The organism is Acidianus brierleyi (assembly GCF_003201835.2).
Lineage (GTDB): Archaea > Thermoproteota > Thermoprotei_A > Sulfolobales > Sulfolobaceae > Aramenus > Aramenus brierleyi.
The window spans coordinates 2108076-2127123 of record NZ_CP029289.2 but is presented as its reverse complement, the minus strand read 5'-3'; the positions used below and the strand labels follow the sequence as shown (position 1 = coordinate 2127123).

At 32.1% G+C, this 19048-nt stretch carries 22 protein-coding genes; 7 read left to right on the top strand and 15 right to left on the bottom strand.

The annotated features are described in order from the left end of the window. Positions 1–27 precede the first annotated feature (27 nt). Genes DFR85_RS27685 through DFR85_RS27675 form a run of 3 tightly spaced genes read right to left on the bottom strand, consistent with a single transcriptional unit; the run spans position 28 to position 1260 of the window. Positions 28–354, bottom strand: coding sequence for a hypothetical protein (locus DFR85_RS27685; RefSeq protein ID WP_110271068.1), 327 nt, complete (start codon positions 352–354; stop codon positions 28–30). 40 nt (positions 355–394) lie between these two features. Continuing rightward, a complete protein-coding gene (locus DFR85_RS27680; protein WP_110271067.1) occupies positions 395–802 on the bottom strand; it encodes an OsmC family protein in 408 nt (135 codons plus the stop codon). 11 nt (positions 803–813) lie between these two features. Beyond that, positions 814–1260 (bottom strand): hypothetical protein, encoded by a 447-nt coding sequence (locus tag DFR85_RS27675; RefSeq protein ID WP_110271066.1) that lies wholly within the window; start codon positions 1258–1260, stop codon positions 814–816. Between the two features lie 209 nt (positions 1261–1469). Between DFR85_RS27675 and DFR85_RS27670 the strand changes: the two genes are divergently transcribed. Then, on the top strand, positions 1470–2186 hold the full coding sequence (locus tag DFR85_RS27670; RefSeq protein ID WP_110271065.1) for a CBS domain-containing protein: 717 nt from the start codon (positions 1470–1472) through the stop codon (positions 2184–2186). On the opposite strand, the gene DFR85_RS27665 is transcribed toward DFR85_RS27670, so the two are convergent. Next, positions 2179–3273: a lipoyl protein ligase domain-containing protein gene (locus DFR85_RS27665; protein ID WP_110271064.1), complete on the bottom strand. Its 1095-nt coding sequence runs from the start codon at positions 3271–3273 to the stop codon at positions 2179–2181. The two genes, DFR85_RS27670 and DFR85_RS27665, sit on opposite strands and share 8 nt — an antisense overlap. 1 nt (position 3274) lies before the next feature. Then, the gene (locus DFR85_RS27660) at positions 3275–3718 is read right to left on the bottom strand and encodes a glycine cleavage system protein H (protein WP_110271063.1); all 444 of its coding nucleotides are present in this window, start codon (positions 3716–3718) and stop codon (positions 3275–3277) included. Positions 3719–3850: 132 nt separating this feature from the next. Between DFR85_RS27660 and DFR85_RS27655 the strand changes: the two genes are divergently transcribed. Both DFR85_RS27655 and DFR85_RS27650 read left to right on the top strand, forming a co-directional pair. Then, positions 3851–4210, top strand: coding sequence for a GIY-YIG nuclease family protein (locus DFR85_RS27655; protein ID WP_110271062.1), 360 nt, complete (start codon positions 3851–3853; stop codon positions 4208–4210). A 29-nt stretch (positions 4211–4239) separates the two neighbouring features. Next, the gene (locus tag DFR85_RS27650; RefSeq protein ID WP_110271061.1) at positions 4240–4926 is read left to right on the top strand and encodes a DUF3834 domain-containing protein; all 687 of its coding nucleotides are present in this window, start codon (positions 4240–4242) and stop codon (positions 4924–4926) included. Here DFR85_RS27650 and DFR85_RS27645 read toward each other — a convergent pair. After that, positions 4915–5193: a hypothetical protein gene (locus DFR85_RS27645; protein WP_110271060.1), complete on the bottom strand. Its 279-nt coding sequence runs from the start codon at positions 5191–5193 to the stop codon at positions 4915–4917. The genes DFR85_RS27650 and DFR85_RS27645 overlap by 12 nt on opposite strands. A gap of 126 nt (positions 5194–5319) precedes the next feature. On the opposite strand from DFR85_RS27645, the gene DFR85_RS27640 reads away from it, so the two are divergent. The 3 genes from DFR85_RS27640 to DFR85_RS27630 all read left to right on the top strand — a co-directional run bounded on the left by DFR85_RS27640 (position 5320) and on the right by DFR85_RS27630 (position 8895). Next, a complete protein-coding gene (locus DFR85_RS27640; RefSeq protein WP_110271059.1) occupies positions 5320–6327 on the top strand; it encodes an MFS transporter in 1008 nt (335 codons plus the stop codon). A gap of 128 nt (positions 6328–6455) precedes the next feature. Next, positions 6456–8042, top strand: coding sequence for an APC family permease (locus tag DFR85_RS27635; RefSeq protein ID WP_110271058.1), 1587 nt, complete (start codon positions 6456–6458; stop codon positions 8040–8042). A gap of 70 nt (positions 8043–8112) precedes the next feature. Beyond that, positions 8113–8895, top strand: coding sequence for an MBL fold metallo-hydrolase (locus tag DFR85_RS27630; protein WP_110271057.1), 783 nt, complete (start codon positions 8113–8115; stop codon positions 8893–8895). Here DFR85_RS27630 and DFR85_RS27625 read toward each other — a convergent pair. From DFR85_RS27625 to acs, 7 genes are all read right to left on the bottom strand, one after another. Beyond that, positions 8885–9241 (bottom strand): hypothetical protein, encoded by a 357-nt coding sequence (locus DFR85_RS27625; RefSeq protein WP_110271056.1) that lies wholly within the window; start codon positions 9239–9241, stop codon positions 8885–8887. The two genes, DFR85_RS27630 and DFR85_RS27625, sit on opposite strands and share 11 nt — an antisense overlap. A gap of 3 nt (positions 9242–9244) precedes the next feature. Then, a complete protein-coding gene (locus tag DFR85_RS27620; protein ID WP_110271889.1) occupies positions 9245–10570 on the bottom strand; it encodes a class II fumarate hydratase in 1326 nt (441 codons plus the stop codon). A 33-nt stretch (positions 10571–10603) separates the two neighbouring features. After that, positions 10604–11371, bottom strand: a complete 768-nt coding sequence (locus DFR85_RS27615; RefSeq protein WP_110271055.1) for an MBL fold metallo-hydrolase — start codon at positions 11369–11371, stop codon at positions 10604–10606. 30 nt (positions 11372–11401) lie between these two features. Next, the gene (locus tag DFR85_RS27610) at positions 11402–13270 is read right to left on the bottom strand and encodes an amino acid permease (RefSeq protein ID WP_110271054.1); all 1869 of its coding nucleotides are present in this window, start codon (positions 13268–13270) and stop codon (positions 11402–11404) included. Positions 13271–13601: 331 nt separating this feature from the next. Beyond that, positions 13602–14264 (bottom strand): HAD family hydrolase, encoded by a 663-nt coding sequence (locus DFR85_RS27605; RefSeq protein WP_110271053.1) that lies wholly within the window; start codon positions 14262–14264, stop codon positions 13602–13604. A 54-nt stretch (positions 14265–14318) separates the two neighbouring features. Continuing rightward, on the bottom strand, positions 14319–14498 hold the full coding sequence (locus DFR85_RS27600; RefSeq protein ID WP_162582781.1) for a hypothetical protein: 180 nt from the start codon (positions 14496–14498) through the stop codon (positions 14319–14321). A gap of 201 nt (positions 14499–14699) precedes the next feature. Further along, entirely contained in the window at positions 14700–16649 is a 1950-nt protein-coding gene (acs, locus tag DFR85_RS27595; protein ID WP_432417910.1) for an acetate--CoA ligase, read from the bottom strand. A 247-nt stretch (positions 16650–16896) separates the two neighbouring features. On the opposite strand from acs, the gene DFR85_RS27590 reads away from it, so the two are divergent. Further along, on the top strand, positions 16897–17175 hold the full coding sequence (locus tag DFR85_RS27590; RefSeq protein WP_110271051.1) for a MarR family transcriptional regulator: 279 nt from the start codon (positions 16897–16899) through the stop codon (positions 17173–17175). Here the strand turns inward: DFR85_RS27590 and DFR85_RS27585 are convergent. Together DFR85_RS27585 and DFR85_RS27580 are read right to left on the bottom strand one after the other, a co-directional pair. Continuing rightward, on the bottom strand, positions 17172–18113 hold the full coding sequence (locus DFR85_RS27585) for a nucleoside hydrolase (RefSeq protein ID WP_110271050.1): 942 nt from the start codon (positions 18111–18113) through the stop codon (positions 17172–17174). The two genes, DFR85_RS27590 and DFR85_RS27585, sit on opposite strands and share 4 nt — an antisense overlap. A gap of 36 nt (positions 18114–18149) precedes the next feature. After that, the gene (locus DFR85_RS27580) at positions 18150–19013 is read right to left on the bottom strand and encodes an FAD-binding protein (protein ID WP_246252880.1); all 864 of its coding nucleotides are present in this window, start codon (positions 19011–19013) and stop codon (positions 18150–18152) included. Between the last annotated feature and the right edge of the window lie 35 nt (positions 19014–19048).

Sequence of the window (19048 nt, the reverse complement as noted above, 5' to 3'; positions counted from 1 at the left end):
AAAAAGATTTGTAAAATATAACACTTACTAAAATCCTGCTTCTTTTCTTAACTCTTCTATCTGATTCACATCTTCCAAAATGTCATTAAGTTTATCCTTTAATTCTGTTATATTACTTAGTTCACTTATTATCTCTTTAAACGAATTCCAATAATTCTTCATCACTATATCTAAATCATATCTATGCATTGTAATAAGCTCCAACGCTATGCTAAGTTTACTTTCTAAACCTTTATTAGATAATAAAACTCTATTTTCCTCAGCTAGAGAATTAACTTTATCCAGTAAATCAAAAAGATAGCTTCTTATCTCAGTAAGCTGTCTTTCTCCTGGTTTCATTAGTTCCTCAGACATTGTTTATCATCAAAATTTTTTAATAATTTAATTTATAAAGTTAGCTTATATTCCATTTTATATTAATCTTAATAGACCGTGTTAAAGTATCTTTTAAAGGACACCGTTTATTAGCTAATTCTATTACTTCATTTATTTTAGGATCTTTACTTTTTACAGTAATATCGTAATTAACTTCAAGTAAACCAGGCGGAACAGTAGGATCTCCTTGGAATCCTCTAGGATCCATAGTACCCTCTATATAGCCATTAGCTTCTTCTATTTCTACATTCTTTTCTTTAGCTACATAATATATCGTAAGAAGCATACATGATAAAGCAGAAGCTAACAGCATCTCTTCTGGCGTAGGATAATCCGATCCAAAAAGACCTATTGTAACTTCAGTACCATTAACACAACTTTTTACTACATCTCCATCTAATTTTCCTTCTACTGTGAAGGTCATCATTACTAATTCACCTAATTTAATAGACCTACGTCCTTTAATATAGCGGCTTCTATTGCGTATCTTATATAATATCTAGTTTTCTCCTCCTCATTAAGACTTCTACCTAATTTTCTTTCAATTTCATTAATCTGATCTGTTATTACAACGCTTATATTAGTCTCTATTGATGGTTTATTTACTTTAAAAGTATTATATATACCTAAAACAAAATTATACATTTCCTCATCCATGTTCAGAAGATAATTACCTACTGCTGGAATTAATTGATTATTTATTTCTATCATCTTTCCTTTAAAATAAGGTCTCCAGCTAAGCATATTAGACTTAACAAATTCCCACGATGGAGGGAATCCTTTATATTCATCGGCACTAGGTACGTCTACAACTTTATATTCATTGCCTTCCAGTTCCATCACTGCTTTAACTTCCAATTCAAGAACACCTACTTTTTCTTTCAACAGAGTTACACCTATATTTTAATTAAAAATTAAACGTAAAGATTTTTTTCTTCAATAATCTCTAAATTATCTTAGGTGATAGAATGTCAGAAATTTCAGACCCTTGTGTAGCAGAATGTTTTAAGCCGTCTTCACAATGGAGATATATAAATATAGATGAATGTATTTCAAAGTGTAAATCATTAAACTTTGTTAAACCGTGATTTAAAATGAAAGTAAAGGAAATTATGAGTACGAACGTAATAAAGGCTGATCCTAATACTAAAATAAAAGACGCTGCAAAGATCATGCTATATAATAACATAAGAAGGCTAGTAGTAGGAGATGGAATAGTTACTATTAGAGACCTTGTATATAATTGGCAAAATCCAGACATGCCAGTAGAAGAAATATCTAGCAAAGATCTTATCTTCGTTAATCCAGAAGATGATTTAAAAGAAGCTTGCAAAGTAGTAACAGCAAAAGGAGTCGGATCTTTACTAGTAGGAGACGGAACTAATATACAAGGTATAATAACAGAGAGAGATTTAATAAGATACTGTAAGGTAAATATAAACGGCAATGTTGGAGATATAATGGATATTTCACCTATAATTGCATCTCCAGACTCAACATTAGATGAAATAATTGAAGTTATGAAACAAAAATTCAAAAGACACGCAGTAATTATTAAGGATAATTTACCTGGAGGTATACTTTCAGTTAGAGATATAGCGAGACCGTTAGCTAGTGGAAGAAATATGAAGAACCTTCAAGCCAAAGATTTCATGACAATTGAAGTTTATAGAGTAACTCCAGATTCTACAATAGAAACTGCTAGATTTCTGATGGCAGAGAAAAATATAGGACTCTTACCGGTAGTTGATAGCAGAAGCCTGTTAGGAAGCGTAAGCGAAAGAGAAATATTAGCAGTTCTTTCTATATGACTTCTTGAATTTCTGGTTTTTCAATAATTTTCTGAAATGCTATTTCTAAATCTTCTTTAGTAAAACCAAATATAACTGGTTTTTTCTCAGTAAATACTTCATCAATTTTTTTAGAAATTTCATTAGGATCAATTCCAGTTAATTTATCTTCTAAATAATCTAAGAACCCGTTAGGAGACATTATAAAGAAATCTCCAGAAATTGAAACTTCTTGAAGTTTCTTATTTACTATTTTAATAGTTATTCTTAATAATTTTCTAGCTTTATAATCTAGATGACATAGAGCAACAGAGGAAGAGATCTTTACGCATCTTTCAGTCCTTAGATCTGGATGCCTATTATCTCTATAATATGTCCATTCTTCGTTTCTTTTTTCCTCTGCAAGTTTATTCCAAAGTTCTATCTCTTCTGGAGTTAGCTGAGAACTCTCAAATTTTATTCCAAGTTCACTCTCATATTTCTCCTTTATTTTTCTATTTAGTTCCTCTCTAGAAGGAGTATAACCAAGTTCATTCTCTAGTGATGTTAACCAATCCCTCATATCTTTAGCCATCTTGTCTCTAAATTTCTCGCTTGGAACTCTAATGCATTTACTTATAAGATCCACATCAAGGCTGAGCAAGATATTCCCTGTAATAACTACGGCCTTTTCATAAGTCATTGCACCGTTTCCACTTATTTTTTTACCGTTTACTACAATGTCTTGATCTCTAAGCGTAGCATTTATACCATAATCTTTCAAAACGTCAACAATTGGAGAAAGATATTTAGAATATAACTTACTAGGTTCGCCTGGAACCTCATTCTGATTAATTACAAGAAAATAATCATGCTCTCCAGGAGTAATAACTACTGTTCCTCCTCCTAAGTCTCTCCTCACAACGGGAATATTGTGAGACTTAGTGTAATCTAAATCTACTTCTAACCATACCTCTTGGTGAACTCCTACATTTACAAACGGTTCTTTAGAATAAAAAAGCATCAATGTATTTTTACCTCCCCTACTTACATAATCTGCGACTGATACGAAAGAAGTCACCATATGATATCCGTCTTGGGGAGGTAATTCTGAAAAACGCCAGCTCATTTTAAAGCCTCTTACATGAGATCTTCTCGCTAGCTATTAGATCCTTTAATTTTTGTACTGCTTGCGCACCTGCGAATAACTGTTTTAAGTCTTCTGGATTAGAAGGTTTCATTTTTACAAGCCATCCTTTCCCGTAAGGATCTTGATTTATTAAAACTGGATTCTTTTCTGCCTCGGTATTTGATTCTACTATCTCTCCAGAAACTGGAGCAGGAACTGGACCGGCCCACTTACCACTTTCCATTGTAGCTACTGGTTTTCCTTTCTCTACCTTTATCCCTTTTTTCTTTATTCTCACCTTTACAATTTTTCCTGCCATTGTTTGAGCTACGTCTGTTATACCAACTATTAATAAATCTCCGTCTTGTTTTGCCCAAACAGTATTTTTACCTTCTATATAATAGAGAAGATCTTCCGGTATTTCACAATTCGATTCAACTACCATATTATCACTTATTTAACTTATCATAAAAACTATACTAAAAAATTTTCCTATATTTTAGTTGAAATATATTCCTAAACATTTTAAAATTACCCAAGTTATCGACTTATATAGAAGAATAATCTATATCTTTTAATGAAAGGATACATAGTTTTTTTAAATTGTAAAAAGGGCAAAATAAAAACTAAAGGAAAAGAATTCATTATAGATGATGGAAATTACGCTTACGTAGGTTCTTGTGGTAATTACTGTGATAAAAGAATATCTAGACATATGAGGAAAGAGAAGGAAAATTTTCATTGGCATATAGATTACTTATCAGATATTTGTACCCCCATTGCAGTTCTAGTGTTAAATATGGAAGAAAAGGAAATAGCATCAAAATTCTCTAATTTTCCATCAATACACGGATTTGGATCTGCAGACGATAAAAGAAATAAAAGTCATTTATTTAAGATTAATATAATATCAGCTATTACAACACTAAAATTATAGTTTATAATCGATGAATACAATTTAACTCTATGCTCGTAACTGCACCATTTGCTGGACCAGTATCTTTTCCTACACTCGTAGCAAAAGAAAATGGTAAATTAGACTTTGAGATAAAAAACTCCTGTGAGACCCAAGAGATAGGAGATGTAATACTAGATTCTATTACTAACTTACCTAAACTTAACTTGAATTATAAGTTAGTAGCAGGAGTATTCATAGACATGTACTCATTAATAGGGAATAAAAATTCTAACAAAATATTTACAATAAGAAAAGGAACTTTAGCAGACTATAATGCTAGATTACTTGCTATATTGACTAATAAGGAAGTTATAAACACTACTGCAGAGAATGCTCTAAATGAAGCAGAAAAAGGCAATTTAGCCTTAGTAGGAATAGAAGTTAAAATAGGAGAGAGTTTTGAAGAAGAAGTTGGAAAATTAAACGCAAGAGCAGCATCATGTATGATATATTCTAATTCAAAAGAAATTGATAACGTTCTAAAAGCATATAAAGAAGGAATAAATATTATCAAAGAAGATCCTAAAAATTCCGCTAGAATAATTTCTCAATTGTCAAAATATTATTCCGTAAACGTAATGGAAAAAATAATAGGGATTTATAGACATAGATTAACGTTGAATAAAAATGAATTAAACAAAAGTATTCAAATATATTCAAAAGTTTTGCCAGAAATAAATAAATTAGAGATTTAAACTTTTGAATATTTTATTTGTTTGAGTATTTGTTAAACTATCCATACATATAATATCTGATCTTTTTTCCTTACAGTTAATAACAAAAATCATAGGTTCATCCTTAATTACAACTAATGGAATTAAACCTTCTATCTTTTCTAGCAAAATCAGCTTATTTTCTAACTGCTTTCTTTTATATTTAGATAATCTATTTATATTACGCAAATATCTTACGTTTAAAACCGAGGTCTCTAAAATATTTCCTATATTGTAATTAACAAACATCTCACATTCACCATTATTTAATTATTTTTCACAGTTATTCCTGAACTTTATAGTTATATTTAGGGTTACCTTAATATATAAAAATTTGGGTTTACTTTAAAGGAAGAAAATATCAACTTAAAAGAAATGAGAGGTTTAGCATTTACCGTTAGTTGGTTGCTGTGGGGAATAGGATTTTACTTATATTTACCATTCTTGTCTATTTTCCTTGCAAAAATTACTTCTCCTTCAAGCATTCCAGAAATATATTTCATTAGTCAATTATCTTCATTGCCTTTCCCAATTTTAGGAATGATTTCACACAAGAAAATTGGATCTACAAAAACTATAATAATAGGTATGATAATTTCTAGTTTAGGACTATTCTTATTAGGATTCTCAAGAAATATATATGAGGCTATAGCGTCCTTAACTACGTATTACTTTTTCTATTTTTCTTTACCTAGCTATTATGTAGTTTTTAAATCAATAGGAGACGGTACTATAGAGAGAATATGGGGAATATCGGTCTCTCCATCAATAATTTCTCCTTTCTTAGGAGGTATTATAGCTAGCTATTTCGGATATAAAATACTATTCCTTATTTCAGGATTATTTGTGCTATTTTCCGTTTTTCCAATATTAAAAGAAAATAATGTAAAAGGAGGAAATTCAAAAATTAGAATATCACCAATAATATTACTCATTATAATACCAATAGCAATTTCTATGGAGTTTATTTTCCTAGAAATAAAACTATTATTCTCCTTTTCAGATACAGAAATAGGAATATTGGCATCTATAGCAGAATTCATCGGAATGATGTTCTCTATAGTATCGTCCTTCTTCTTTACAAAGAAACTCCTACCGCTTTCCATTCTTTTGTTTTCCATTGAAGGATTAAGTATAATATCTCCTTATTTCGCAATTTTTTACGGATTTTGGGAAGTCATCATTCCTGTTACATTAGAAATATTTTCTAACTCTAGGTCTGTAGAAGATTTTGCTTCAATAAATTTTACGCAATCGCTAGGTTGGACAATAGGCTATGCTATTACATCAATAATAAGAAATATAACCATTGCCATTGAGTTTTCTAGTTTAATTTCAATAATACTCTCTATAATTCTATTTATTAGAATTAATAAAACTTAATATCGTATATATTGATTATTACGAAATAGTTACATATTGCAAAAAATACTATACTTAGCTTTTTTAACCTCGTTTGACAGAAAGATTTATATACTATTTGGGTTCCCCTAATTTATGAGTGACAATTTATGAGTAACGAGAAAAGTTCAGTTACTGTACCTAGATTAAGAAGAGGAGTCGTTGGAACTTTAGAAGCAATAGGTCAAGAAATAGCTGCTATGGCCCCTGCTTGCGATACTGTAGCTTTTATAACGTCTGCAGCTGCTTTCGCTTTTGTATTAACACCGTTAGCCTTTCTTTTAGCTATGGCTACGATGTACTTAGAAGTGAATACTCTTTATCATTTATCTAAGAGACATGCTAGTGCTGGTGGGTACTATGGATATGTTGCTACAGCTTTTGGTCCTACTCCTGCAATAGTAGTAGGTTTAATTTACGTCTTATACCAGGTAGTCAGTACATCAGCTATACCCATCTATGTAGCCGGTGTAGTTTTACCTGGAGTATTAAATTACTTCTGGGGAATCAGCTTACCAGGCTGGATATGGATACCATTTATAATAACATTCATTGTTGTGCCTATAGTACTTTCGATGCTAGGTATAAGACCACAAATGAAGTATATTAGATATGCTGCATTAACTGAAGTAGCGTTTTTAGCAATAACTAGTTTGATTATAATATTGAAAGCTCCAGATAATACAATCCAGGTATTTAATCCTTTTGCATGGAATTCAGTATATGGATCAAAATTTACAAGTGTAGGAGGACCAATAGCAGCATTAGGTTTAGGAATGGTATTCGGAATAACTAGCTTCATAGGATATGGAGGATCCGCTCCACTTGGAGAAGAAGCTAAAAGTAGTAAACAAATAACTAAAGCTCTAGTCTTTGGAGTTCTAGTAGTTGGAATAGTACTAACAGAAGTATCTTATTCATTAACTGTAGGTTGGGGAGTAGATAATATGGTGAGCTTTGCTAGTAATGGAATTCCTGGAATTGTTGTTTATGCAGAATATATGGGTTTAGCAGGAGGATTACTATTAGCTCTATTTGCGTTTAATTCAGCGTTTTCAGATAGCGTTGCAATGCAGTCTAACGCTGGAAGAGTATACTTTGCAATGGCGAGAGATGGTATAATACCTAAATTCTTTGCATATGTCCATCCAAAATGGATAACTCCTACTAAGGCGCTAGCATTTATTGCGATTTCATCATCAGTTATCTCTATATTAGCTGGATTTATAATAGGATATTTCTCTGGTATATCGCCAATTCAAATGCTCACATTACCTGCGACATCAAGCGCAATAATTAACGCTTTGGAAAACGCATTTGATTATCTGACAACAATAGCGTTAGTCGGATTAGTAGTAGCACATGTAATGATGAATACTTCTGTAATGACATTGTTTGGAAGATTAAAGGAGAAACATTTTGGATTCCATAAGATCATACATCCAATAGAACATTATGTATTACCAGGAATAGCTACAGCGATATTTGCATTCGTACTTTATGAATCTATCATACCTCCAGTATTTCCAGTAACCGAAGCAGTAGCTACAGGAGCACTATATCTAGCAGGAGCATCAGTATATGCATATTGGATCAAAAAGTCTAAACCACAAGTTCTAAAGAATGCAGGTAGGAGAGTTAACATAGTTGAGGAAGAACTATTAGAAGCTAAAAATAAAACGAATAAAGAGAAATGATTTTGTTCAAAATCAAAATATTTTATTCAAATCAAAACTCTTTTTTAACTATATTTAACTTCTATCCTATATGAAACTTGGAAAAATTGAGATTATAAATGGAAGTCCAAATACTCTAGTTTATGATGGAAGAATAGTAATAGATCAAGGAGGTAAAAACGCTTCTTTAAATATTAATTCAGAAATACAGTTGGCTACACATGGACACATGGATCATATAGCTGGATTATTCAAAAAATCTGAAAAGAAATTTATTCCTAAGGAAGATTTTTGGACATTAAACATTATAGGAAGGAGGGCAATGACGTATGGATTTAGTTCTCCTGATTCTAAGCTATTCATTTACGACTTAATAAAGGATAATTTAAATGAGAATTTTTCAGATCCTGAAGTCGAAGTTATAAAGTTACCAGGCCATACTCCAGGACATTCGGCTTTTTTGATCGATAACGTACTTTATTGCGGTGATGCATTTTTTGGACAAAGAGTCCTAGAATCTTTTGTTTTTCCTTTTTATACTGATTTCTGGAAGGCTATGGAAAGCTTAGAAAAATTAAAAGAATTGATAAAAAGTGTTGACTACGTTTTCGTTTCTCATGGTCCAGTATATACTGATAAAAGAAAAGTCGAAGATCTTCTCAATTTTAACCTAGATTATAATAATAAATTAGTTGAAAAAATTAAGAACGCAATACAAGGGAATGAAATGACTGCAGAAGAAGTTGTAGTAAAGATATCAAATAAGTTGGAACCAGCTAACGTTTTCCTTAATGAAATTGTAGCTAAATCAATCTTAGTTCAAATAAGCAAAGATATAAAAGTTACAGAAAAAGGCGTGGTTTTTACAGGCTAGATTCTAATTTGGAGAATTCTTCTTCGAGGCTAGAATTACCTACCTTATAACTTATTTCACCGACACTATTAGCTGCCTTGACTATCTCTATAATCAATTCTTTTAGAGTTTTCTCGTCAGCCAACTTAGAATATTTTAAGAGAATATCTGAAGGTTTCATTCTTTTCTCTTTAAAGATCTTGATAATGACATCACTTACTAACCTATGTATTTCACTGGCATGCCCAGTACTAATACCATTCCTTTCACATATTTCTTTAATTTTTGGAGAGTTAGCTATATCATCTATAAGACATTTAACGTCTAATTTAGCGTCCACTTTCGAATTGGTTATTTTCCAGCTCATAGTTTAACCCTCTTTCTTTGCATGAATACCAGGTTTAACTAGTTCGTCTAACTTAAGAATTTTATTAATATCATTGTCGCTAAAACCTAATTCTTTTAATGCTTCCCTTATAGACATTCCTTTATTAAGCATCTTGCCTATTTGCGAAGCTTTATCATAACCAACTACTGGAGAAATTACAGTAATTAAGGAAGGACTACTTTCAGCATATTTTCTCATTTTTTCAACATTAGGTTTCATTCCTTCAATAACAAGATTTGAGAACTTATTTAATGCTTCAGATATAAGGTCTTCTTCTGTAACTATATTATATCCTATTAACGGAACACCCATAGCTAACTCAAATTCTCCTAACATTGAAGCAAATTGATTTGCGTGATCTAGTCCAACAACTTGTGCAGAAACTAACAGTGAAGCTTCTACTGTCACTGGATTTGTCTTCCCTGGCATTATACTACTTCCAGCTATCTCTTCCTGCGTAGGTAAATCTATCTCACCTATAGAGGTAAAAGGACCAGAAAACATTAATCTAAAATCTTGTCCTACTCTATATAATTCAACTGCGATATTTCTAATATTCCCACTAAGTAGAAGAAGATCAGTAAGAAACCTCATAGCTCGGAATTTATTTGCTGGCTTAAATCCATATGCAGTTATCTTATTTATCTCTTGTATAACCATCTCTTGAAATCTTGGATCTGCATTTAATCCAGTACCAACTGCGCTACCACCAATAGGTAACTCCTTAACATACTCTAAAATACTTCTTATCTCTTCTATCTCATGAGAAAAAGCATCATGATATGCTGATAGCTCTTGACCTAAAGTTATAGGCAATGCATCCCTCAAATGAGTACGTCCTGACTTTATAACATTGTTATATTCTTCACTCTTTCTATTTAACACAGATACCATATTTTCTAAGGCTGGAACAACTTTTTCTACTGCATTAGCAACCGCTGCAACTCTTATTGCAGTCGGAACGGTATCATTAGAGGACTGACCTAAATTAACATGGTCGTTAGGATGAATCTTTTTTCCAGAAAGCTCCGATGCTCTTTCAGCTATAATTTCGTTTATATTCATATTAAGTCCAGTTCCAGAACCAGTTTGAAAAACATCAAGAATTACTTTACTATCATGTAGACCATCCATAACTTCCCAAGATGCCTTTTCTATAGCATCGCCTATTTCTTTATCTAAATATCCTAAACTGGTATTAACTCTAGCACAAGCTAATTTTACTAGACCCATGGACCATATAATTTTTCTAGGAAATTTAGTTCCTGTATTCATAAAAAGTCTAGGTGCAGCTTCTGTGTATTTCATAATCCCTATATACACTTAGCTAGAGGACTTTTATCATTTTGCGTTTTGACTTTTAGCTATCCCACTATAATTTATTTCTAATAATTTATTTAATAGTTCTCCTGCAGTTCCGCCTAGATCGATATTCACTCTATAATCGCCTTTTATGAGTTGATTAAGATGTTCTTCCATATGATTTGAAGATACAAAACCTCCATGTGAAAGGCCAACCATTCTAGGATTTAAAGATATTTGTAATCTCAAGCTCTCAATATACTTATCGTAATCAAGCGGTGGAGGAGTAGTAGGAAAAGGTATTCCATTATATCTACCACCAACAGAATCCCCAGAATATAGTATATCGTCTATAAGGATAGATATATGATGTTTTGCATGACCTGGAGTATAATATATTTTCATAGTATATTTCCCTAATTTCAATTCTTCTCCGCCCTTAACTTCAAGAAATTCTCCCCCCTTAACTGGATCAACTTCACCGTAAATATCTAATAAATCCCCTAATACATTTCTAGCGCTTGCATTAAGATGTGTAGTATCTTCTAAATACTTTGAAAATCCCTCATACAGTATTATCTTAGGCTTATACCTTTGAACTAATTCAGAAACTCCTCCTACATGATCCACATGAATATGAGTCAGTACTAAATAGTCTAGTTTATCTAAAAAGCTAATATCCATTACACTATTTGAAACTCCAGAATCGATCATTACAGTTTTATCATCACATATGACGAAGGAGTAAACTAGTTCTGGAAACTCTACAGGACCAGATGATATTGCGTGTATTCCTTTACATGGCATAGAAAAAAAGAAAAATAAAAGATTAAAAAATCATGGTTCTTTAGTTTGATTTATTATTTCGTCTATTGCTTCTGTCCTTAAACCGCTTTTTACTGCTAAGAAGTGAAATCCAAGTATAACTGCTCCAGCAACTAAAGTATCCCAAGGGAACGGAATAACTACGTCGAGACCGAATCCTCCAAAATACGATAGCGCTATTATTGCAAATATTAACGCTACAAGCCAATAACTAGCCTTTATCTCTCTTTTAACGTCGTCATTTACACTTGTCCATAATACAATTAAATTGAATCCTACTAACGCTATCATAAGTAACATATATAATAGGAATGCTATGTTATTCGCAACACTTAGACCAGAGGTAGCAATATCGAAGAAGAAAGCAGAGGCTATTGTTATACCTAAATCTACAACTCCTAATATTGTAGCTAATGTTATATTCATTCTGTAGGCTTTATATGCATAAAATCCGAAAAATAGTGGTAATCCTAAGAATATTGCAGTAACAACATAAAATAATGTAGCAAAACCTGACCAGTAAACTATCAAACCTGCTGCTAAGGTAGCTATTGGAGCTATTATAAGGTGGGATGGAACTTTATATCTTCTTGGTAAATCTGGAGCAACATTCCTAAGAGTATGCAAACCTATACCTCCCATTATATATGTAAACACCGTAGCAGAGGATATGAAACCTACTAACGCTACCCATGCTGGAAACGGCAATAAGAAGAGCATACCAATAGCTAGGGCTGCTATTAAGGAGAATACTGGAACTCTTGTTTTTCCTACTTTAAGGAATAAAGATGGCAGATATCCATTTGAAGCGAAACCATAAACTGTTCTACCGGCAGTTCCTATATATATCCAACCAGTTCCTGCTGGAGAAATAACTGCGTCTATTAAGAGTATTAATGCCCATATTCCGAATAAGCCTAATATTGGACCTACTACTCCTGAATGTTCAAATAAATATAAGAACGGACCATGACTTACATTAGAATCTAATAGTCCAGTCCAATTACCTGGCGTTACTGCAGCAGCAGTCCAATTGACCCCGCCAGTGAAAGCTACTTGAAGTAATGTATAAAGAACTATTCCTATAGCTAGAGCACCTATTACTGCGAACGGAATATCTTTTCTTGGATTCTTTCCTTCTCCGCCATATTCTATAGCTTGTCTAAATCCTAAATAGGAAAATATTACTCCAGTAGTGGGTATAGCATAAAGAACCGTAGAAAATCCTGAGAATCCTTCGGCTAGATTACTTGCTGCTGGGAAAAATCCTCCTCCCATTGTAAAATTAGCCGGATGATAAAGGAAAACTAATGCTAGAATCACTGTCAAGCCTGGTATAATTAACTTCCACCATCCAGCAAAATGAGTTACTTTACCAAGAATATTAACGCCTGCATAATTAAGGAGAAAGAATAGTATTAGCAAAACGTAAGCTAATCCTATACCTTCCACAGTTAGAACGCCATTAGGATACGTTAAACTAGGAATAAAATAGCTTAAATAAGTAACAGTTGCCGTGGATTCTATTGCAGGTACTGAAGCTGCAGAAAGGAAATAAGCCCACGCAATTATAAATCCTACTACTCCCCCATGACTATAGTGAGGATATCTTACAATTCCTCCAGATTTCGGTATTGCTGAAGCTATTTCAGAATAAACTAGCCCTACGAATATTATTAGTACACCAGCTATTATCCATGAAAGAACTCCAGCACCTCCAGCATAACCTGCAGTATATAAGGATCCGAATAACCATCCTGAACCTATTACACCACCTAATGATAAGAATAATAATTCGAATCTATTTAGCGATTTCCTTAATTGGGCATCTGCTTGTGTACCTAAATCTTTTGCTCCAGATACTGGATTTTTTGATGCCATAAATAAAAAGAGAAACTGAAGACTTTAAAAAGTTATCTTATATTTGCACATATAATTAGAGATTCTTTTTAACATTCAACGGATCTCTATAAAACTTAGTTCAATATATGTTATAGTAGATATAAAAGGAATGAAGAATATATTATAATTTAAATATTTGTTTTAGTAGCTATAATACATTTTATTTAGATTATATTTTATAATTATTTTTAGAAATTTTAATTAATATATGACTTTACTCTAAAATATATTATAGAAAGCTAAAAGACATAAGAAACATTAAATTAGTATAATAGATTAAAGTAATTACAAATAAAATAGATTGTAACACTTAGCTCCAATTTTTTTCTAAAAATTTAGTTACATCTTTTAAAGTCATGGCTTTATTGTATTTTATATCGTCATAAAATCTGAATCTATCCAACAAGATACCATCAAATCCTGCTCTATTGGCACCAACGATATCTACCTCATAGATGTCACCAATATGTATAGCTGGAGTTTTACCAATTCTAGTTGCATAATAGAAAATTTTTGGATTTGGTTTAACTACACCTACAGCAAAAGATTCTACTATACCATTTACCTTCTTAGGTAGTTCAAATTCTTTTAAGATTTTATCCATTCTCCTAGTAGCATTTGTAACTATAACACTACTTAAACTTTGACTTTTAAGAAATTCTAGGAAATCTGTAGCATCCTCATAAAGAAAATATTCTCCTCCATAGAAATCTCTGTTTACTAAAGATTTTACCAATTCTTTGTATGGATAAATATTTAATTCGAATAATAAATCTCTTACATTTAATGGATTAGTACCAAATTCATTAGGAAAGTTATATTTAGAGATAGATCTAGCTATTGCTCTAAACAAGGTAGTAGTATTTATTTTATAGCCGTAATCCCTCAATATTGCGAGAATAATTTCATAGGATCTAGGCCTAAACCCTATTAAAGTCTCTCCAGCATCAATAAATACTGATTTTAATTGCATATGATATATACTAACTATATAAAATAAGCATAACTTACTATAAACTATATAGTTTTATGGAGAACCTCTTACTACAGCATACCAACAATCTCCTTCAAAAAACTCAAAACCCATATTTCTCGTTGTATAGAAGACAACTTTTTTCATTGACTTATCTAGTAGATATTTTAAATCTTTTGAGTAAGAGGGTTTCCAGTCAGCTATAAGAACTATTCCTTTTGATAAGTCTAACATCTTTTTTATTATATTTATAGGATTATTAGCATTGTGAATATACATTAATGATATTGCTGAATCAAATTGACAGCAATCCTTAGCATCATCAATTGAAATAGTTTGTATAGATTCTAATGGTGGTAATTCACCATATACTAAAACTTTTTCCCTAAACTGAAAGCAGATAAAAATGATAATATTCTCTGAGGTATCATTTCGCTATTTATTTAGCTCATTCTTAAGTTCTTCTGCTGCCTTCTTTATTTCTTCCATTGATGCCTCATCTTCTATTGTAGAAATATCGCCTATCTGAGAACCGCTAACTACTGCTTTAATTACTCTTCTCATAACTTTACCGGATCTAGTTTTTGGTAATGATTTAACAAATCTTATTTGAGGCGTTACTATTGGACCCATTACGCTTCTTACATGGGCTTGTATATCCTTTGCTAAGGATTCAGAAGGAGAGTATCCTTGTTTAAGAACTACGAACGCATAAACTTCCTCTCCTTTAACTGGATCCGGAACACCGACAACTGCTGCCTCGGCTACAGATGGATGAGACGTTATCGCGGACTCTACTTCTCCTGCTCCTATTCTATGAGCTGCAACTTTTATTGTTTCATCAGCTCTACCTAAGACCCATACGTAACCGTCTTCGTCTACCATAGCGTAATCGCCGGGATAATATAGACTAGGGAATTTGCTAAAGTAAGTCTTCTTTAATCTCTCGTTCCCGTCGTCATTCCACATTCCCATCATCATATAAGGTGGAAATGGTGGTCTCATAATTAAATATCCTCTCTCTCTAGGTTTTGAAGGACCTCCTTGATCATTTAATACTTCAATAAAGTTACCAGGCAATGGAAATCCAGAAGCTGGTCCAGATTTCATTTCCATAAATATCATACCTGGTAAGTAACCTAAATTAGGTGCTCCAGTTTCTGTTTGCCACCATTGATGGGACATAAATACTTTTCCTTGGCCTAACGTTTCTAATCCCCATTTCCACGGAGCGTAATTAAGAACTTCTCCATTTGTGACAATAATTCTTAATGATGATAAATCATGTGCTCTGACATATTCATCTCCATATTTCATGAAGTATCTTAAAGCTGTAGCAGAAGTTCCAAAAGTTGTCGCTCTATATTTCTCTATTATTTCTGCCCATTTATCTGGATAAGGATAATCCGGTGCACTTTCATAGATTATTACAGTTCTTCCCATTACTAAGGGTGCGTATGTAATGTAAGAATGACCTACTATCCATCCTATATCTGAAGTATTGAACAGTACATCATTTTCCTGGCTTAACCCGTAGCTCCAAAGTAGCATTGCTGATGTTCCTACTAGATATCCACCAGTAGAATGAACTATTCCCTTAGGTTTTCCAGTAGTCCCTGAAGTATATAAGATAAATAATGGATCATTAGAATCCATTAATTCAGGCTCAATATATTTGTATTTACCTATTTCATCAAAATAGACATCTCTGCCTTCTTTAAAATTTATTTCAGTTCCAAGTCTTTTATAAACTAAAACCTTGCTAACTGGATTATTTTCACCTAATATGTCTAATGCATCATCAACCACTTTTTTTAGCTCTACGACTTTCCCTCTTCTAGGATAAGAATCTGCAGTAATTACAACCTTTGCTTTAGCGTCTTCTATTCTACTAGCTAAGGCTTGAGATCCAAACCCTGCAAAAACTACACTATGTATAGCTCCCAATCTGGTACATGCTAACTTAGCTATTACTCCTTCTGGAGTTAATGGCATGTATATAGTAACTCTATCGCCTTTCTTAACTCCTAGCTCCTTGAGAGCATTAGCCCATCTATTTACCTCATAATAGAGATCTTGATAAGTCAGAACTTTCTTTTCTCCCTTTTCGCTTTCCCAAATTATTGCAGCCTTATACTTCCTTTGAGTATTTATGTGCCTATCTATTGCATTATAAGAAGCGTTAAGTTTTCCGCCTATGAACCATTTTGTCATAGGATCTTCTTGTTTCATAGTTGTCTTCCAAGGTTCAAACCAGTCTATTAGCTGCTCAGCAAGGTCCCCCCAGAATTTTTCAGGATTATTTTTGCTTAAATCAAATAAATATTTATAATAGCGCATATTATAGTCTACTTTTTCTTCCAGTTTCTGTTCTTCTTCTGTCATGTTTTCTACCATAATATATCGTATAAATATGCTTATACAGTATTAAAAAACATTGCTTTGGATACTCATAATATATTTTCTTCTTGTTTTTGCTATAAATTAATATACGATAAAATATAAAAATTACAAAAGGCTAATCAGAATTTAGGCATTAAAGTAAAACTTCATCCATTATTAATTTTCCCATTAAAAGTTGACGTGGATACTGTTTTTAAGTTATGAAAAACAAATTAGTATTTGATGATCGTTGAACTTAACGCAATTAGTCATGCTAACTAATTTAGCTGAAGGAGAACTTAGTGTAAAGGAAATAATGGAGTATACGGGTTTGTCAAAAAAGACTATAGTTAAGGCTTTACGATTGTTGGAATACAAAGGCTATGTTGAAAAAAAGGCCTTTATTGGAGATGATGTAATATTCGGAATTACCGATAGAGGGTTAGAAGAATTATATAGATATTATGTTTTCCTACAGAAACTTATGCCGGACATGGAATTTGCACTGTGTAGCAAATTTGATTGTTAAAACCATTTCAAAAGATCGTACAACATATTCATGAATTTACTTTTATCTATTTCATAAACCACTTCAGTATTTGGATTTCTATTCCATACATTTAGATAATCTATAACAGTCATTCCTCTAGTTAGACACTCGCAATTTTCAATATCTACAAATTGCATTTCGGTTTTTTTAGCTATTTCATGATTTATAGCAATAGCAGTAGTTATAAGATCTGGATGTGGATTACCCTTCATTTTTTGCTTAGTCATAGCAAATTCTCTATAATGTTTATATATATTGGAATAAAATTTGGACATCTGAGTGTCCATTGAATTAATATTATCCCAATCGTTTTTTTCTATAGTATAATTCGTTATTAAGTCCCAAGAAACCATTGTAAGATCTAATCCTGAGTTAAACACAATTTTAGCAGCATCAGGATCTACCCAGAAATTAAATTCCGCAACTGGTGTAATATTTCCTCTACCATAAATAGTCCCTCCCATTACCCATACTTTCTTAATTTTTTCGGCAATAGAATTATCCTTTAAATAAGCTAAAGCTAAATTAGTTAAAGGTGATATAGCTAAGAACTCTAACTCTCCTGGATATCTATCTGCTAATTCAATTATCGCATCTACAGCTTTCTTGCTACTCGCAGAAAGTTTTTTAGGAATAGGTATTTCGTCTCCTATCCCTCCTTTTCCATGGACATTTTCTACTGTTCTGAACGTTTTAACCAATGGTCTATTACTTCCAGGGTAAACTTTTACTTCATAAGGGAGTTTGTCCGAAATATATTCTAACGCCCACAACGCATTGTTTATCTCCTGATTAAACGCTATATTTCCTTCAACTATAGTAATTCCTTCAATCACCATATTATTTTTTAAAAGCATGAATAAACTCATTATATCGTCTTCGGCTGTATCACAATCTATTATAAAATGCCTAGACATAAAGTTAGAAAGTTAGGCGTAAATTTAAACTTTTTATTATTCAAATATATTTCTATAATCCAATAATTTCTTTAACTTCAAATAAATGCCTTTAACTCCATTATATGGGTAATAATTAAAACCAGCTAGTATATCTTCGTCTGCCAGATATACTTTTGAGAATCCTGAGTTAATTACAGTATATGCATAAATGGGATTAGTTTTCTCTACCAATTTAATAAATTCACTTAAAGAAGGAGTTTCGACTATATAACTATTTTTATCACTTTCTTCTATAAATGGAACCCCATCATCTTTATTGAAACCAGTTATATCTGGGTCGACAGAGTATGTAAAATGAATTTTATAAGTTTTCTCATATTCAACTAAGGTAGCTATGGGTTTATTTTCTTTCAATTTTATATAGTCGTCTAAAAGTTCATTTACACTATCATAAGATTTTTCTAGAGTCACTATTTTATATGGCCTAGGAAATAACTTCATGACTGCTTTAGAAATGGCACCAATAAGACCTTTAGATCCTATAAATATTTTCCAATTTAATCCACCATAAGGGGTTATTGCTCTACACCACAGCGTAAAGTCTCTTGGGGTCCCATAAAACGTCGATAATGGCGAAACATAGTTTATCCCTAATAATCCTCCTATAGTTCCGTCATAAAGTGTAGGGAAAAGATAGCCATAGCTAGAGGCTTCCTCTCTTATTTTTAAAACAGAAGCTCCAGCATATGCTTCTATTATATCTCCTTTAATATCAAAGGAATTCATTTTAATTGTAGATATAACTTCTCCTTTCTTATCCGAATGAGAACCAGAACCGACAATTGAAATTTTCTTCCTTCCGATGTAAGCATTTCTTATTTCTTTAAAAAGTTCTTCTTCGTTAGCAACTTCAATCATATTAAAAAAATTCTTTATAAAAACTTTAAAAGTAA

Excerpts from the sequence above, each read along its gene's own strand:
- DFR85_RS27615 (WP_110271055.1), bottom strand. The coding sequence starts at position 11,371 with ATGCCATGTAAAGGAATACACGCAATATCATCTGGTCCTGTAGAGTTT.
- DFR85_RS27635 (WP_110271058.1), top strand. The coding sequence starts at position 6,456 with ATGAGTAACGAGAAAAGTTCAGTTACTGTACCTAGATTAAGAAGAGGA.
- DFR85_RS27685 (WP_110271068.1), bottom strand. The coding sequence starts at position 354 with ATGTCTGAGGAACTAATGAAACCAGGAGAAAGACAGCTTACTGAGATA.
- DFR85_RS27620 (WP_110271889.1), bottom strand. The coding sequence starts at position 10,570 with ATGAAATACACAGAAGCTGCACCTAGACTTTTTATGAATACAGGAACT.
- DFR85_RS27680 (WP_110271067.1), bottom strand. The coding sequence starts at position 802 with ATGATGACCTTCACAGTAGAAGGAAAATTAGATGGAGATGTAGTAAAA.
- DFR85_RS27655 (WP_110271062.1), top strand. The coding sequence starts at position 3,851 with ATGAAAGGATACATAGTTTTTTTAAATTGTAAAAAGGGCAAAATAAAA.
- acs (WP_432417910.1), bottom strand. The coding sequence starts at position 16,649 with ATGACAGAAGAAGAACAGAAACTGGAAGAAAAAGTAGACTATAATATG.
- DFR85_RS27640 (WP_110271059.1), top strand. The coding sequence starts at position 5,320 with ATGAGAGGTTTAGCATTTACCGTTAGTTGGTTGCTGTGGGGAATAGGA.
- DFR85_RS27625 (WP_110271056.1), bottom strand. The coding sequence starts at position 9,241 with ATGAGCTGGAAAATAACCAATTCGAAAGTGGACGCTAAATTAGACGTT.
- DFR85_RS27650 (WP_110271061.1), top strand. The coding sequence starts at position 4,240 with ATGCTCGTAACTGCACCATTTGCTGGACCAGTATCTTTTCCTACACTC.
- DFR85_RS27630 (WP_110271057.1), top strand. The coding sequence starts at position 8,113 with ATGAAACTTGGAAAAATTGAGATTATAAATGGAAGTCCAAATACTCTA.
- DFR85_RS27645 (WP_110271060.1), bottom strand. The coding sequence starts at position 5,193 with ATGTTTGTTAATTACAATATAGGAAATATTTTAGAGACCTCGGTTTTA.
- DFR85_RS27665 (WP_110271064.1), bottom strand. The coding sequence starts at position 3,273 with ATGAGCTGGCGTTTTTCAGAATTACCTCCCCAAGACGGATATCATATG.
- DFR85_RS27670 (WP_110271065.1), top strand. The coding sequence starts at position 1,470 with ATGAAAGTAAAGGAAATTATGAGTACGAACGTAATAAAGGCTGATCCT.
- DFR85_RS27585 (WP_110271050.1), bottom strand. The coding sequence starts at position 18,113 with ATGTCTAGGCATTTTATAATAGATTGTGATACAGCCGAAGACGATATA.
- DFR85_RS27610 (WP_110271054.1), bottom strand. The coding sequence starts at position 13,270 with ATGGCATCAAAAAATCCAGTATCTGGAGCAAAAGATTTAGGTACACAA.
- DFR85_RS27600 (WP_162582781.1), bottom strand. The coding sequence starts at position 14,498 with ATGTTAGACTTATCAAAAGGAATAGTTCTTATAGCTGACTGGAAACCC.
- DFR85_RS27660 (WP_110271063.1), bottom strand. The coding sequence starts at position 3,718 with ATGGTAGTTGAATCGAATTGTGAAATACCGGAAGATCTTCTCTATTAT.
- DFR85_RS27580 (WP_246252880.1), bottom strand. The coding sequence starts at position 19,013 with ATGATTGAAGTTGCTAACGAAGAAGAACTTTTTAAAGAAATAAGAAAT.
- DFR85_RS27605 (WP_110271053.1), bottom strand. The coding sequence starts at position 14,264 with ATGCAATTAAAATCAGTATTTATTGATGCTGGAGAGACTTTAATAGGG.